Below are 14,897 nucleotides of genomic sequence, written 5' to 3'. Positions count from 1 at the left end.
GAGCCGACACCGTCACCCCAGGCGGCACCGCCACCGTGAGGAGGCCATCGTGGCCGACCGAACCTCGTCCCGTTCGACGCCCGCCGCATCGGTCACCGGACCGGACCGGATCCGCAACGTCGTCCTCGTCGGATGCAGCGGGGTCGGGAAGACCACCCTCGCCGAATCCCTCGCGCTGGCCGCCGGCGCGATCGGCAGGGCAGGCCGCGTCGCCGACGGAACCACGGTCTCCGACCACGAGGACATCGAGCACCAGCAGCAGCGGTCGGTGCAACTGTCGGTGCTCCCCCTGGACTGGGCCGGGGTGCGGATCAACCTGCTGGATCCGCCGGGACATCCCGACTTCGACGCCGAACTCCGCGCCGGGCTGCGGGCGGCGGACGGCGCGGTGTTCGTCGTCTCCGCGACCGACCCGGTCACCGCGCCGACCCGGGCGCTGTGGCGGGAGGCGTCCGACGCGGGCGTGCCGCGGGCGATCGCGGTCTCGAAGCTCGACCTGGCCAGGGAGGGCTTCGCCGAGATCCTCGCCGCCTGCCACGACGCGTTCGGCCTCGGGCCCGACACGCTGCGGGCGATGTTCGTTCCGGTGCTCGACGACGGCGGCGCTCCCCGCGGGTCGATCGACCTGCTGACCGGTCGCGGATACGGGGACACCGAGGGCGCGCCCGACATCAGCGCCGCACGGGACAGCCTCGTCGAGGCCATCTCCGGTCTCGACGACACCCTGATGGAGCGGTATCTCGGCGGTGAGGAACTCGACACCGACGCGCTGTTCGCCGGGCTGCGGCACGAGATCGTCGACTGCACTTTGCATCCCGCGCTCGCCGTCACCGACTCCGGGTTCGGCGCCGCGGAGCTGCTCGACCTGATCGCCGGGGCGTTCCCGGATCCGACGCATCGGGTCGGGCCCGGCCCGGCCGCCGACCCGGCTGCCCCGCTGACGGCCCAGGTCATCCGGATCGTCGGCGACGCGTACGTGGGCCGGATCAACCTGGTCCGGGTGTACGCGGGCACCCTGCGCCCGGACACTCACCTGTGGGTGCTCGGGGAACAGACCACCGAGGAACGGGTGACGACGCTCGCCGGCCCGTTCGGCAAGACCACGCATCCGGTCCCGGAGGCGGTGGCTGGCGACCTCGTCTGCGTGCCGAAGGTCGCGGCGACGCACATCGGCGACACCCTCACCGACGACCCGGCGACGACACCGATGCCCGCCTGGCCGCTGCCCGCGGCGCTGCTGCCGATCGGGGTCGAGGCGCACGGCAAGGCCGACGAGGACAAGCTGTCGCAGGCGCTGACCCGGCTCACCGTCGAGGATCCGGCGTTGCGGCTCGAGCAGGACCCGCAGACCCACCAGCTGGTGCTGTGGTGCACCGGCGAGGCGCACGCGGAGGTGACCCTCGACCGGCTGCGCAGCAGGCACGGCGTGCACGTCGACACCGTGCCGTACCGGGTCGCGCTGCGGGAGACGTTCGGCGCGCGGTCGTCGGGGCACGGCCGCCTGGTCAAGCAGTCCGGCGGGCACGGCCAGTACGCGATCTGCGACCTGGAGGTCGAACCGCTGCCCGCGGGCGGGGGCTTCGAGTTCGCGGTGCAGGTGGTCGGCGGGTCGGTGCCGAAGAACTTCATTCCGTCGGTGGAGAAGGGCGTCCGCACCCAGCTGCTGTCCGGGGTCGGCACCGGCCACCCCCTCGTCGACGTGCGGGTCACCCTGGTCGACGGGAAGGCGCATTCGGTGGATTCGTCGGACGCCGCCTTTCAGACGGCGGCGGCACTGGCGCTCAAGGATGCCGCGAGCCGCACCGAGATCCGGTTACTCGAACCGGTCGCCGCGGTCCGCGTCGTCCTGCCCGACGACTACCTCGGTGCCGTGCTCGGCGACCTGTCGGCGCGGCGCGGGCACGTGCTCGGGACGGAGACCACCGAGCCGGGTACCACGCTGCTGCGCGCCGAGGTGCCCGAGATCGAACTCGCCCGCTACCCGGTCGACCTGCGCTCGCTCACCCACGGCACCGCCGACTTCGCCCGCGCGCACCTGCGATACGAGGTGATGCCGACCGCGGTCGCGTCCCGCTACGCAGGCGACGGCGACGCAGGCTAGCGGCTCATGCCCTTCACGCGGCGCCCGATCTCCCGGGTCACCTCTCGTTCCGCGGTGCGCCGGGCGATGTCCTGACGCTTGTCGTAGTCCTGCTTGCCCTTCGCCAGCGCGAGCTCGACCTTCACCTTGCCGTCGCTGAAGTACATCGACAGTGGCACCAGCGTCTGGTTGCCCTCCCTGGACTTGCCGACGAGGTTGTCGATCTCGCGGCGGTGCAGCAGCAGCTTGCGGGTGCGGCGCGGCGAGTGGTTCGTCCAGCTGCCGTGCCCGTACTCGGGGATGTGCAGGCCGCGCAGCCACACCTCGCCGTCGTCGACGGTCGCGAACGCGTCCACCAGCGACGCCTTCCCCTCGCGCAGACTTTTCACCTCGGTGCCGACCAGGGCGATGCCCGCCTCGAAGGTATCGAGGATGGTGTAGTTGTGCCGCGCCTTACGGTTCGTGGCAATGACCTTGCGGCCCTTTTCCTTCACGTCCGGGCCCCTTCGAAGTACCTCGGCAATGTCACGTACAGACCAGGATAGTGCGCCCCGGCAACCGGTTATTCCCGCACGTACAGGCGCAGCGTCACGTAGGCGGTGACGGCGGCCATCCCGACCCCGACCAGCGCCAGGATCGGCGAGACCAGCAGCACGTCACTGTTGGAGATGCGGGCGACGATGTTCGCGTCGTACACGTCGGTGAGCACGTCGTCGATGAACATGTTCTTCGCCGTGAACAGGCCGGCGATCGCGAGGCCCGCACCGACCAGGGCAGCGACGACCGCCTCCAGCAGGAACGGCAGCTGGGTGTACCAGCGGGTGGCGCCGACCAGGCGCATGATCCCGACCTCGGTGCGGCGGGTGTACGCGGCGATCTGAACCATGTTGGCGATCAACAGGATCGACGCGATCGCCTGCACGATCGCGATCGCGAACGCCGCGTTGCGAATGCCGCCGAGGACACTGAACAGCCGCTCGACGAGGTCCCGCTGGTTGAGCACGCTGTCGACGCCGGGCCGCTGCGCGAACGCGTCCTCGACGGCACCGAACTGCATCGGATCCGACATCCGCACCTTGAACGATGCGGGCAGTGCCTCCGGGCTGACCATCGAGGCGAGCTCCGGCTGGTCCTTGAACACCCGCTCCTTGGCGTCGGCGACCGCGTCCTCGCGGCTGAGGTACTGCACCGACACCACCGCGTCGGTGCCCTCGAGGTCCTCGCGCAGCCCGCGGCAGAGGTCCTGGGTGCAGCCGGGGTCGGTGGCGGACACGTCCTCGGTGAGGAAGATCTGCACCTCGACCCGGTCCAGGAAGATCTGCTGCGTCTTGTCCGCCATCTGCACGACGAGCAGGCCGCTGCCGAACAGGCCGAGGGAGATCGCGGTGGTGAGGACCATCGCGACCGTCATGGTGATGTTGCGGCGCAGTCCGGTGAAGACCTCGCCGAGGATGAAGCTGACGCGCATCGGGTGGTGTCCTTCGTGTGTCGGGGCGGGACGGCGGGGCGGGCTAGCGCCCGACCCCGTACACGCCCCGTGCCTCGTCGCGGACCACGCGACCGAGGTCGAGTTCGACCACCCGCCTGCGCATCGAGTCGACGATGTGGTTGTCGTGGGTGGCCATCAGCACCGTGGTGCCGGTCCGGTTGATCCGTTCGAGCAGCAGCATGATGTCGCCGCTGGTGTCGGGATCGAGGTTGCCGGTCGGCTCGTCGGCGAGCAGCACCAGCGGGCGGTTGACGAAGGCCCGCGCGATCGCGACCCGCTGCTGCTCGCCGCCGGACAGTTCGTGTGGCAGCCGATCCGCCTTGCCGGACAGGCCGACCAGGTCGAGCACCTCGGGCACGGTCCGCTCGATCATGTCCCGCGGCCTGCCGATCACCTCGAGCGCGAACGCGACGTTCTCGGACACCGTCTTGCTCGACAGCAGCCGGAAATCTTGGAACACGCACCCCATCGACTGCCGCAGCTTCGGCACCCGCCGCGCGGGCAGCCGGTTGACGTGGAAGTCGGCGACGTGGATCTCGCCAGCCGTCGGGGTCTCCTCCCGCAGCAGCAGCCGCATGAACGTGGACTTCCCGGACCCGGAGGCTCCGATCAGGAAGACGAACTCGCCCTTGTCGATCGAGACGCTGACCTTGTCCAGGGCGGGCCGTGAGGACGCCTTGTAGGACTTCGACACACTCTCCACGCTGATCACGAGGAGCCAGTCTAGACATGCCGGGCGATGCGGCAGCGAGGTCCGACATGCCCGCAGGTGACGCCCGTCAGGGTGTGCTGGTTGCCGGTGTCGGCGTGACCGTCCCGCTCGGCTGCTCGGTGGTCTCGACGGCAACCCCCGGCGGCAGTTCCACACCGGACGGGACCAGACCCGGCGGCAGCACGATCAACGGCTCCGTCGTCGGTGTGGTGCTCGCCGCGGTGCCCGTCCCGGTCGCCGACCCCGACGGGGTCGGGGTGGTGGTCGGCGGGGTGGATGTGGGCGGCCGCGTCGTGGTGTTCGCGGCGGGCGGGGGTGTCGGGGTTGGCGACTCGGTCCTGGCGGGCGCCGGACGCTGCTGCGCGGGCAGCTCCGGGTTCAGTTCGCCGTGCAGCACGGCGGTCGCGGCGAACGCGACGGCGATCAGCACGGTCGAGGTCCTGGCCCGCCCCAGGTGGCCGGGCAGCCGCCACTGCCGCACCCGATGCCACCAGCCGGACCGCTCGATCCGGCGCAACCAGGCGCGTTTGGTGTCCCCCGCGTCCGCGGCGGACGGCCGCTCCGGTGCCGACGTCGGGTTCTCGGGCGCCGGGTTCTCGGGGGCCGGGTTCTGCGGGGTCGGCTCGTCCGCGGTCACGTCGCGTCCCCCTGGTCGACGGTGAGGTCCGGGCCGACGAAGATGCCCTCCCGCCGCAGCGCGGCCGCGACCCGAATCCGCAGGGCGCGCCCGACCTCGAACTGCTTGCCGGGCAGGGTGCGGGCAACGACCCGGATGTTGACGGTGTCGACCTCGATCGACTCGACGCCCATCACGGTCGGCTCGTCGAGCAGCAGCGGCTCCAGGTCGAGGTCGGCGAACGCCTCCCGGCACACGGTCCGCAGCACGTCGTTGACGTGGTTGAGGTCGGCGGCCGCGGGGATCGGCACGTCGACGACCGCGCGCGCCCAATCCTTGGACAGGTTGACGGCCTTGACGATCTGCCCGTTCGGGACGGTGATCACCTCACCGTCCGAGGACCGCAGCCGGGTCACCCGCAGCGTCACGTCCTCGACGGTGCCGTATGCGTCGTCGCCGGAGCCGGTGATCGCGATCTTCACCACGTCCCCGAAGCCGTACTGCTTCTCGGTGATGATGAAGAAGCCGGCGAGGATGTCCTGCACGATGCGCTGCGCGCCGAAGCCGAGCGCGGCACCGAGGACGGTGGCCGGCGCGACGAGGCTGCCGATCGCGAAGCCGAGCCGCTGCAGCACCTCGATCGCGACGAGCACGTAGACGATCGAGATCAGCACCCAGGTGATCACCTGGGCGAGGGCGTGCCGATGCTTGGTGGCCTCGGACCGCACCAGGGCGTCGCCCTGGCTGTAGCCCAGGTCGATGCGGTCGGTGATCCGGCCGCCGCCCCAGCTGATGAACCGCGCGATGAGGATGCCCCCGAGCACGTACAGGACGATCTCGAGGCCGCTCGACGACAGCCATCTCCGGAATCCCGTGTCCGGGATCCAGTCGAGCGCGAGGGCGGTCAACTAGTCCTGCTCTCCGCGCATCCGCCACCGGATCCCGGACTCGATGAACCCGTCGATGTCGCCGTCGAGGACGGCGGACGGGTTGTTCACCTCGTGCTCGGTGCGCAGGTCCTTGACCATCTGGTACGGGTGCAGCACGTAGGACCGCATCTGGTTGCCCCACGAGCTGCCGCCGTCGCCCTTGAGGGCGTCCATCTCGGCGCGCTCCTCCTGCCGCTTGCGTTCGAGGAGCTTGGCCTGCAGCACCCGCATCGCGGACACCTTGTTCTGCAGCTGCGACTTCTCGTTCTGGCAGGTGACGACGATGCCGGTCGGGACGTGCGTCAGGCGGACGGCGGAGTCGGTGGTGTTCACGGACTGCCCGCCGGGGCCGGACGAGCGGTAGACGTCGACGCGGACGTCGTTCTCGTCGATGTCGATGTGGTCGGTGGTCTCGACGACCGGCAGCACCTCGACCTCGGCGAACGAGGTCTGCCTGCGGCCCTGGTTGTCGAACGGGCTGATCCGCACCAGGCGATGCGTGCCCATCTCGATGGACAGGGTGCCGTACGCGTAGGGCGCCTTGACCGCGAACGTCGCCGACTTGATGCCCGCCTCCTCGGCGTACGAGGTGTCGTAGACCTCGGTGCCGTAGCCGTGCTTCTCCGCCCAGCGGATGTACATCCGCATCAGCATCTCGGCCCAGTCCGCGGCGTCAACGCCGCCCGCACCCGCGCGGATGTTGACCAGCGCGTCGCGCTCGTCGTACTCGCCGGAGAGCATCGTCTTGACCTCCATCGCGGCGATGTCCTCGCGCAGCTGGGCGCGTTCGGCGTCGGCATCCGCGACGGCGTCCGCGCCGTCCTCCTCGGCCAGCTCGTACAGCACCTCCATGTCGTCGAGCCGGGAGCGGAGTTCCTCGACGCGCCGCAGTTCGGCCTGCGCGTGCGAGAGCTGACTGGTGACCTGCTGGGCGTGTTCCTGGTTGTTCCACAGGTCGGGGTCGGCGGCCTGGTGCTCGAGCTCGTCGATGCGTCGACGCAGCTCCTCGACGTCGAGCACCGTCTCGACGGTGGTCAGGGTGGTGTCGAGTTCGGCGAGGTCAGCGGAAACGTCGGGATGCACGAGAATCAAGGCTACCGGGTGTGCGGAGTGCCCCGGAGTCGGGAGGCCGCCGCCGGTAGCCTGTACCCCCGTGACCGATCTCGCTGCCGACCTGCTCCTCGCCCTGCGCATCGCCGACGCCGCCGACGCCATCACCCGGGACCGGTTCGGCGCCCTCGACCTCAAGGTCGACGACAAGCCCGACCTGACGCCGGTGTCCGACGCGGACCTCGCGGTGGAGCAGCGGGTGCGGGCGATCCTCGACCAGGAGCGCCAGGGCGACGCCGTGCTCGGCGAGGAGTTCGGCGGCGAGGCCCGCTTCGAGGGCAGGCAGTGGGTGGTCGACCCGATCGACGGCACCAAGAACTTCGTCCGCGGGGTGCCGGTGTGGTCGACGCTGATCGCGCTGCTGCAGGACGGCGTCCCGGTCGTCGGCGTGATCAGCGCGCCCGCCCTGTCCCGACGCTGGTGGGCGTCCGCGGGCGCCGGCTCCTTCACTTCCTTCGACGGTGCGGCACCGAGGCGGATCGCGGTGTCCGCCGTCGACCGTCTCGACGCCGCGAGCCTGAGCTTCTCCAGCCTGAGCGGCTGGCGCGACCTCGGCATCCGGGACCGGTTCCTCGACCTGACCGACGCGGTGTGGCGGGTCCGCGGCTACGGCGACTTCCTGTCCTACTGCCTGCTCGCCGAGGGGGCGCTGGAGATCGCCGCCGAACCCGAGGTGTCACTGTGGGACCTCGCCCCCCTCGACCTGCTGGTCCGCGAGGCGGGTGGCCGGTTCACCGCCCTCGACGGCAGCGACGGCCCGCACGGAGGCAGCGCGGTCGCGAGCAACGGCCTGCTGCACGACGAGGTGCTCACCCGGCTGCGCTGAGCCGGGCCCTCCCGCCCCCGGCAATCCCCCTGTGCACACGCCGATTGCGGTGTGCGCGGGAGTGTTGGGCGCCGAACACCCCTGCGCACGCGCGAGGAACCCTGTGCACACGGCGTCCCGGCGCAGCATCTAGCACCTCACCGCCACCTTCCACAAGGGCCGCGGGGAGGAATTTCACCGGCGATCTCCGGCCTCGGGGCGGAGGTCGCGCGCGCCGGGACCGCGAAGACTGGGGACGTCCCGCACCGCCGCGCCCGAGGAGTTCCGTGAACCGCCCGCCCACCGCACCGCTGACCCGCCGCGCCGTCCTGATCGGGATGGCCGCGGCCCCGCTCGCCCTGTCCGTCGGATGCGCTCGCGGGCAGTCGACCCCGGCCGACGCGGACCCCGCCGCCGACGCGTCGGGCCGCAGGCCGCTGCCGGTTCCCCCGCTCGCCGACTCCAGCGTCGACGCGGCCGGGGTCCGGCACTTCACGCTGACCGCCGCGGCGGGCCACACGGAGATGGTTCCCGGGAAGTCCACGCCGACCTGGGGATTCAACGGATCGGTGCTCGGCCCGACGATCCGCGCCCGGCGCGGCGAGCGGGTCGCGTTCGCGATCACCAACGACCTGCCGGAGGCGACCACCGTGCACTGGCACGGGGTGCATGTCCCGGCCCGCTTCGACGGCGGACCGCACCAGACGATCGACCCCGGCGCCCGGTGGGAACCGGCGTGGACGGTCAACCAGCCCGCCGCGACCCTCTGGTACCACCCGCATCCGCACGGCTCCACCGAGAAGCACGCGTACCGGGGGCTGGCCGGCATGTTCCTTGTCGACGACGACGAGGCCGACGCCCTCGGCCTGCCGAATACCTACGGCGTCGATGACATCCCGCTGGTCATCCAGGACCGCCGGTTCACCGCGGACGGCGCCCTCGACGAGTCCGATCCCACCGACGTCGGCCTGCTCGGCGACACCATCGTCACCAACGGGATCGCGGGCGCCTACCTGAAGGTGGGCACCGAATCGGTGCGGCTGCGGCTGCTCAACGGGTCCGGCGGCCGGATGTACAACCTCGGCTTCGCCGACGATCGCGAGTTCACGATGATCGCCAGCGACGGCGGGCTGCTGGCGAAGCCCGCCCGGATGCGGCGGATCACCCTCAGCCCCGGCGAGCGAGCCGAGATCGTGGTCGCGGCGGGCACCGACCCGGTCCTGCTGCGCGCGTTCCCGTTCGAGGACCGCGCCGGGCTCGACCGGGGCACCGCCGCCGAATACGGCTTCGACGACACCTTCGACATCCTCGAACTGCGCCCGTCCCGCAGCCCCGGACGGTCCGCGCCGCTGCCCGCGACGCTGACGACCCTCCCCCGCCTCGACCCGTCGACCGCCGTCGCGCAGCGGAGCTTCGAGTTGCAGTGGTTCATGATCAACGGCGAGCGGATGGACATGAACCGGATCGACTTCAGCCCGACCGTGGACACCACCGAGGTGTGGACGGTCCGCAACGCCGACAACTGGCCGCACAACTTCCACGTGCACGACACCCAGTTCCGGATCCTCGACATCGACGGGGCGTCGCCGCCGCCGGAGCTGGCCGGCTGGAAGGACACCGTCTACACCCCGCCGGGCGCCACGATCCGGCTGGTCCTCCGGTTCTCGGAGTACACCGACCCGACGTTCCCGTACATGTACCACTGCCACCTGATGCTGCACGAGGACCAGGGGATGATGGGCCAGTTCCTGGTCCTCGCGCCGGGCCAGAAGCCGGAGCCGATGACGATGCCCATGACCGGGATGGATCACGGTGCGACGCCGCCGAGCACCGGTGGGCAGGCGCCGGGCACGGCGTCCGGGCACGGCGGACACTGAGGACAGCTCAGGCGTGCCGGTGCGCGAACACCGCCAGCCGCACCCGGTTGTCGCAGCCGGTCTTGTCCATCAGGTTCGACACATGCGTCTTGACGGTGGAGACCCCGAGATGCAGGCGGTCGGCGATCTCCTGGTTCCCGAGGCCCTCGCCGACCAGGGTCAGCACCTCGCGTTCCCGGTCGGTCAGCTCGGGTCCCCGGTCCGGGCCGCCCGACCCGGCGAGCCGGGCCGGGTCGACCGCGCGTTCCACCAGCCGCCGCAGCACATCCGGGGAGAAGGGCAGCTCCCCGGCCGCGAGCCGACGGATCGCGGCCAGCAGATCCGCCGGGGCGGTGTCCTTGACCAGGAAGCCAGCCGCCCCGGCGGCCAACGCCGGATACAGGTGATCGTCATCGTCGAAGGTGGTCAGTACCAACACCTTCGGTGACGCGCCCGGCCCGGCGATGCGCCGAGTGGCCTCCACCCCGTCCATGCCGGGCATCCGCAGGTCCATCAGGATCACGTCCGGGGACAGTTCGGCGGCCAACCGCACCGCCTCCACCCCGCTCGCACCCTCACCGACCACTTCCAGGTCGTCGGTGGAGTCGCACAGCATCCGCAGCCCGGCCCGCACCAGCCGCTGGTCGTCGACGACGAGCACCCGGATCATCGGTCGCCCTCCCCCGCCGCGACGGGCAGCCACGCCCGCACCCGCCAGGTCCCGTCCACGGGACCAACATCGAGGCTGCCGCCCGCGAGGGTGACGCGTTCGGCCATCCCGACCAGGCCGTGCCCACCCGATGGTGTTGCCGTGCCTGCCCGGACGCGGCTGGCGACCTCGGCGGTGACACCGGCACCGGACCGGGCGACGACCACCGACACCGGTCCACCCGGATCCGCATGCCGCATCACGTTGGTCAGCGACTCCTGCACCACCCGCAGCAGCGTGAGCCTGCCGATCGCGTCGAGCCTGCCGAGGTCGGAATCGAGTTCGACGGACACCGCGAACCCGGCGGCACCGACCCGGTCGGCGGCGGCGGTCAGCTCGGCCGGCACCGCGTCGGCCTCCACCAGCGCCACCTCCCCGAGGACCGGGTCACGCAGCGCGACGAGCAGTCCGCGAATGTCGGCGAGCGCGTCGGACGCCGTCGCGTGCACGTCGTCGAGGACCGCGCGGGTCCGCGGATCCTCGTCGGCGACCACGTGCCTCGCGACCCCGATCCGCAGCACGATCGACGCCATGTGGTGGGCCACCAGGTCGTGCAGTTCCCTGGCCAGCGCGCCCCGCTCCGCGGCCCGGACCCGCGCCGCCTCGTCCGCGCGCCGCGCCTCGGCCTCGGCGGCGCGGGACCGGTACGTCGCGGCGAGGTCCCGCTGCGCCCGCAGATACAGCCCGAGCAGCAGCGGCAACCCGACCACCGCGACGGTCTCGACGGCGGTGGCGGGTCGCCAGAACTCCTCGTAGCTCGAGGTGGCGATGCCGGCGAGCACCGCCGCCGCCCAGCAGACGGTCGCCGCCACGATCGGTGCGGCCGCGTGGGTCCGCATCGCGACCTCGGCAACGGCAACGGCCCCGAGGTACGGCACCAGCCCGGCCAGACCCCACGCGTGCGCCGCGAACATCGGCACCGCAAGCGCGGAGAGGGCCAGCGACACCGGGAGCGGCCACCGGCCGCCGAGCAGGAAGACCGCGGCAGCCGCCACCGCGACGACCCAGTAGCCCGCGGGCACCCGGTACGCACCGGGAAACGTGCTGGCGAGCAGCAGCAGCGGCACCAGCACCAGGGGAACGATGCGCCCCAACGACGACAGGTCGCGGCGCGCGAGTGTTCCGTTCACCCGTCCACGGTAGGCGCCGACCGGATTTCGGGACCACTCCCCGGGCCGGATCGCCCGATGTCCTCGCTCACCTCGGCTACCACGTGGCGTCGGGGCCCGCGCAGACCGCGTTCCGGTCGACGGGTCGCTCGCGCAGGATCTGCCGCGCCGCGGACCGGGCGGCGTTGACCTGATACCAGGGGTCCGCCGGCACCGACGTCCCGATCAGCGCGCACGAGCGCACCGGTTCCGGCAGCCGGTCCAGCGCAGGCACCGCGTCCGTCGACAGGCCGCGCAGGTAGCCGATGTCGATCGCGCCGGTCCGCTGGTACCGGTCGACGTTGCGCTCGGCGATGTATCCGTCCGGGTTCAGTGCCGCGAACGCCAACAGCGCGGCCACCCCGGAGCCGAGCACGAGGCGAGGCAGCCGCCCACCGCGCATCCGGATTCCGGCCAGCAGCAGGAGCAGGAACACGCCGCCGAGCCACAATTCGACAACCGAGACCCCGAGCCGCAGCCGAGTGAACCCGAAGGCGCTCTGGTACAGCGACATTCGATGCAGCGCCGATGCGACGACGACGAGCGACAGCAGGCACAGCGCCCCGAGCAGGAGGCGGGCGAGCATCCGGTCACGGGCCGCCCGCCGGTCGATCCGGCGGACCGCGACGGCGATCACGATCAGCGTCAACACGCTCACCGCGCACAGCTGCCAGAATCCCTGGCGCGCATAGTTCGCGTAGGTCAGGTCCGCGGTGCCGCGCACGTGCCCGTCCCCGCCGAACAGCACCCGCGCCTGCACCGCGACGAACACACCGAACAGCACATCGAGCGCCGCGAGCGGTACCGCCCACTCCCACCGCGGCACCGGTCGTCCCGCGGCCGGGGCGAGCGCGTCCAGCCGCGGTGGGCGGCGCCGCAGGTAGGTCACGGCGAGCGTCGCGCCCGCGATCAGCAGGCCGAGCAGGATCCGACCGACCGGGGCATCGACCCGGACCGTCGGCACCGCCCCGGACAGCAGCCTGCCGAACTCGGGGTCGGCGCCGGCGAACAGTGCCCCGAACAGCGCGACAAGCAGGGCCGTCAGTGCCGCCACCGCCGCCGCCCTGCCGTACCGGGTTCCGCCACCGGGCGCGGCGCGGCGCCGCGCGCGTCCGCGCCGGACCCAGCCCCCGACGCGGGGCAGCGCCCGCGCTGCCGCGGTCGGCGCCAGCGCGACCCCGGTCCAGGTGCGGACGTCGAGCAGGGCGACGGAGGCGACCGTCCAGGCCGCGACAACGCACGCGGCGACGAGGATGCCGTTGTCGCGCACCGTCGCAACGGCGAGCAGCAGCACGGCGACCGTCGCCGCGAGCAGATGCGTGCGGGTCGGGCGCGGGCGCACCGCCGCCAGCGCGGTGGCCGCGACGGCGAGGCCGGTGATCGGGTAGGCGATGCTCGGCGCGCCGAGCGTCGCGGCCGCGACGACGCCCGCGCCAGCGGCGCCTGCGACGGCCGCCGCTGGCGCAACGGAGGTGCGGTCGGGGCGCCACGCACGCGACGCGGCGCGTCGGCGTGCCGGTGCGGATGCGAGTGCGGGTGTGGTCATGGTGGGCTCCATTTCTCCCACCCCGGCCGGGAGCCGGGCAGGGGTCATCGCGGGACGTGCGGCCCGAACGGGTCACGCCCCGAGGTGTTCTCGTGTCTCAGGCCTGCACGATGCGCCCGGCCTTCGCCGGCGCCGGGACTTCCACTCGGATGCAGCATCCGGTCTCGGTGTCGAGCACCCCGATCCGGCCGCCGTGCAGTTCGACGGCCCAGCGGGCGATCGCGAGGCCGAGCCCGGTGCCGCCCCCGCTCGCCCCTCCGCGGCTGAACCGTTCGAAGACGCCCGCCCGGTCCTCCGGCGCGATGCCGGGGCCGTCGTCGTGGACGTCGACGATCAGGGATCCGGCCGCCGCGCCCGCCGTGGCGCGCACCAGCACCTGCGTTGCCGCCCCGTGCCGCAGCGCGTTGTCGATCAGGTTCGCGACAACCTGGTGCAGCCGGGCGGTGTCGGCGCTCGCCCGCAGCGTCACCGGGCGCACGTCGAGCCGGATGTCCACCGGGACAGTGGGATCGGCACGCTCGTCGATCACCGCGCGGAGGAAGGGGGCGATCTCAACGCTGTCGCGGTGCACCGGCACCACACCGGCCTCGAGCCGGGACAGGTCGAGCAGGTCGCGCACCAACGCGCCGAGGCGCTCGGTCTGGTCGAGCGCGCTGCGCAGCGTGGCCGGGTCGGGTGCGGCGACGCCGTCGACGACGTTCTCCAGCACCCCCTGCAGCGCCGCGATCGGGGTCCGCAGCTCGTGCGAGACGTTCGCGATCAGCTCGCGCCGGTAGCGGTCGTCGGCCTCAAGGTCCTCCGCCATCTGATTGAACGCCCGTGCCAGTTCCCCGATTTCGTCGCGGGAGGTGGCCCGGACCCGGCGCGACCAGTCGCCGGTCGCCATCGCTCTCGCCGCCGCGGTCATCTCGCGCAGCGGCGACGTCATGCCGTGGGCGAGGACCTGGGTGACCACGAGCGAGACGAGCAGCGCGGCACCGAGCGCGAACCGGAACTGCCAGTCCGAGGCGAACCAGAACGTCACCGATGCCGCGAAAACCGACGCCACCACCAGCAGCCCGGTCTTCACCTTGAAGGAGCCGAACGGGTCCAGCGGCCTCGGCAGCCTCATCGCGGCACCTCGACGGCATAACCAACGCCGTGCACGGTCCGGATCAGGTCGCCGCCGAGCTTGCGGCGCAGCGCCTTGACGTGACTGTCGACGGTGCGGCTGGTCGCGCCCCCACCCCACCCCCACACGTGTTCGAGCAGCGAGTCCCTGGCCATCGCCGCGCCGGGTCGGGCGGCGAGGTGCGCGAGCAGGTCGAACTCGGTGCGGGTCAGGTGCACCTCGTCGTCGCCGCACCGCACGCGCCGGGCGCTCAGGTCGATGGCCACCGCGCCGACGGTGAGGACCTCGACGTCCGGTCCCGGCGTCGCCCGCTCCACCCGTCGCAGCAGCGCGGCAACCCGGGCCACCAGGACCCGCATGCTGAACGGCTTGCTCAGGTAGTCGTCGGCGCCGACGCCGAGCCCGATGACCATGTCGGTCTCCTCGGCTCGGGCGGTGAGCATCAGCACCGGAACCGGCCGCTCGGCCTGGATCCGCCTGCACACCTCGAGGCCGTCGAGGCCGGGCAGCATGACGTCGAGGACGACGAGATCCGGGCGCAGGGACGCGCACTCGCGCACCGCCGCAGGCCCGTCGTACACCGTCGACACCGTGTACCCCTCGGCCCGCAGGCGGGCGGTGAGGGCGTCGGCGATGGTCCGGTCGTCCTCGACGACGAGCACGGTGCGCTGGGTCATGGTGTCGACGGTATCGCCCGGATGTGGGAATCCCGGGCGGGAGTTGTGAAGGTTCGGTGGAGGCGCGGCCGCGATTCCGGTGTACTCTCGACGCCACTCCTTACTCCAG

At 72.1% G+C, this 14,897-nt stretch carries 14 protein-coding genes; 3 read left to right on the top strand and 11 right to left on the bottom strand.

The genetic code is table 11. The features are described 5' to 3' along the window. Window positions 1–49: 49 nt before the first annotated feature. Window positions 50–2,101 (top strand): elongation factor G, encoded by a 2,052-nt coding sequence (locus tag ACFWQG_RS07790; RefSeq protein ID WP_378507013.1) that lies wholly within the window; start codon window positions 50–52, stop codon window positions 2,099–2,101. On the opposite strand, the gene smpB is transcribed toward ACFWQG_RS07790, so the two are convergent. The 6 genes from smpB to prfB all read right to left on the bottom strand — a co-directional run bounded on the left by smpB (window position 2,098) and on the right by prfB (window position 6,909). Beyond that, window positions 2,098–2,574, bottom strand: coding sequence for an SsrA-binding protein SmpB (gene smpB, locus ACFWQG_RS07785; protein ID WP_378507012.1), 477 nt, complete (start codon window positions 2,572–2,574; stop codon window positions 2,098–2,100). The genes ACFWQG_RS07790 and smpB overlap by 4 nt on opposite strands. 68 nt (window positions 2,575–2,642) lie before the next feature. Beyond that, the gene (gene ftsX, locus ACFWQG_RS07780) at window positions 2,643–3,548 is read right to left on the bottom strand and encodes a permease-like cell division protein FtsX (RefSeq protein ID WP_378507011.1); all 906 of its coding nucleotides are present in this window, start codon (window positions 3,546–3,548) and stop codon (window positions 2,643–2,645) included. 43 nt (window positions 3,549–3,591) lie between these two features. Next, window positions 3,592–4,281, bottom strand: a complete 690-nt coding sequence (gene ftsE, locus ACFWQG_RS07775) for a cell division ATP-binding protein FtsE (protein ID WP_378507010.1) — start codon at window positions 4,279–4,281, stop codon at window positions 3,592–3,594. 67 nt (window positions 4,282–4,348) lie between these two features. Further along, a complete protein-coding gene (locus ACFWQG_RS07770; protein ID WP_378507009.1) occupies window positions 4,349–4,918 on the bottom strand; it encodes a hypothetical protein in 570 nt (189 codons plus the stop codon). Then, window positions 4,915–5,805 carry a mechanosensitive ion channel family protein gene (locus ACFWQG_RS07765; protein WP_378507008.1) on the bottom strand — a complete coding sequence of 297 codons (891 nt, stop codon included), beginning with the start codon at window positions 5,803–5,805 and terminating at the stop codon, window positions 4,915–4,917. The genes ACFWQG_RS07770 and ACFWQG_RS07765 overlap by 4 nt, the downstream gene beginning before the upstream one ends. Continuing rightward, window positions 5,806–6,909: a peptide chain release factor 2 gene (gene prfB, locus ACFWQG_RS07760; RefSeq protein WP_378507007.1), complete on the bottom strand. Its 1,104-nt coding sequence runs from the start codon at window positions 6,907–6,909 to the stop codon at window positions 5,806–5,808. It lies immediately after the preceding gene. 70 nt (window positions 6,910–6,979) lie between these two features. On the opposite strand from prfB, the gene hisN reads away from it, so the two are divergent. Together hisN and ACFWQG_RS07750 are read left to right on the top strand one after the other, a co-directional pair. Continuing rightward, complete coding sequence (hisN, locus tag ACFWQG_RS07755) at window positions 6,980–7,762, top strand: histidinol-phosphatase (RefSeq protein ID WP_378507006.1); 783 nt, start codon at window positions 6,980–6,982, stop codon at window positions 7,760–7,762. Between the two features lie 317 nt (window positions 7,763–8,079). Continuing rightward, entirely contained in the window at window positions 8,080–9,618 is a 1,539-nt protein-coding gene (locus ACFWQG_RS07750; RefSeq protein WP_378507054.1) for a multicopper oxidase family protein, read from the top strand. A gap of 7 nt (window positions 9,619–9,625) precedes the next feature. Here the strand turns inward: ACFWQG_RS07750 and ACFWQG_RS07745 are convergent, their stop codons facing one another. The 5 genes from ACFWQG_RS07745 to ACFWQG_RS07725 all read right to left on the bottom strand — a co-directional run bounded on the left by ACFWQG_RS07745 (window position 9,626) and on the right by ACFWQG_RS07725 (window position 14,788). After that, window positions 9,626–10,267: a response regulator gene (locus ACFWQG_RS07745; RefSeq protein ID WP_378507005.1), complete on the bottom strand. Its 642-nt coding sequence runs from the start codon at window positions 10,265–10,267 to the stop codon at window positions 9,626–9,628. Then, entirely contained in the window at window positions 10,264–11,436 is a 1,173-nt protein-coding gene (locus ACFWQG_RS07740; RefSeq protein ID WP_378507004.1) for a sensor histidine kinase, read from the bottom strand. The genes ACFWQG_RS07745 and ACFWQG_RS07740 overlap by 4 nt, the downstream gene beginning before the upstream one ends. Before the next feature lie 76 nt (window positions 11,437–11,512). Further along, window positions 11,513–13,000, bottom strand: a complete 1,488-nt coding sequence (locus ACFWQG_RS07735; RefSeq protein ID WP_378507003.1) for a DUF4153 domain-containing protein — start codon at window positions 12,998–13,000, stop codon at window positions 11,513–11,515. A 97-nt stretch (window positions 13,001–13,097) separates the two neighbouring features. Further along, window positions 13,098–14,111: an ATP-binding protein gene (locus tag ACFWQG_RS07730; protein WP_378507002.1), complete on the bottom strand. Its 1,014-nt coding sequence runs from the start codon at window positions 14,109–14,111 to the stop codon at window positions 13,098–13,100. Further along, the gene (locus tag ACFWQG_RS07725) at window positions 14,108–14,788 is read right to left on the bottom strand and encodes a response regulator transcription factor (protein WP_378507001.1); all 681 of its coding nucleotides are present in this window, start codon (window positions 14,786–14,788) and stop codon (window positions 14,108–14,110) included. Before ACFWQG_RS07725 ends, ACFWQG_RS07730 begins: the two co-directional genes overlap by 4 nt. Window positions 14,789–14,897: the final 109 nt, after the last annotated feature.

Source organism: Rhodococcus sp. NPDC058532 (assembly GCF_042719255.1).
Classification (GTDB): domain Bacteria; phylum Actinomycetota; class Actinomycetes; order Mycobacteriales; family Mycobacteriaceae; genus Rhodococcus_G.
Note: the sequence above shows the minus strand (reverse complement) of the source record. Positions and strands in the feature narration are given on the sequence as shown.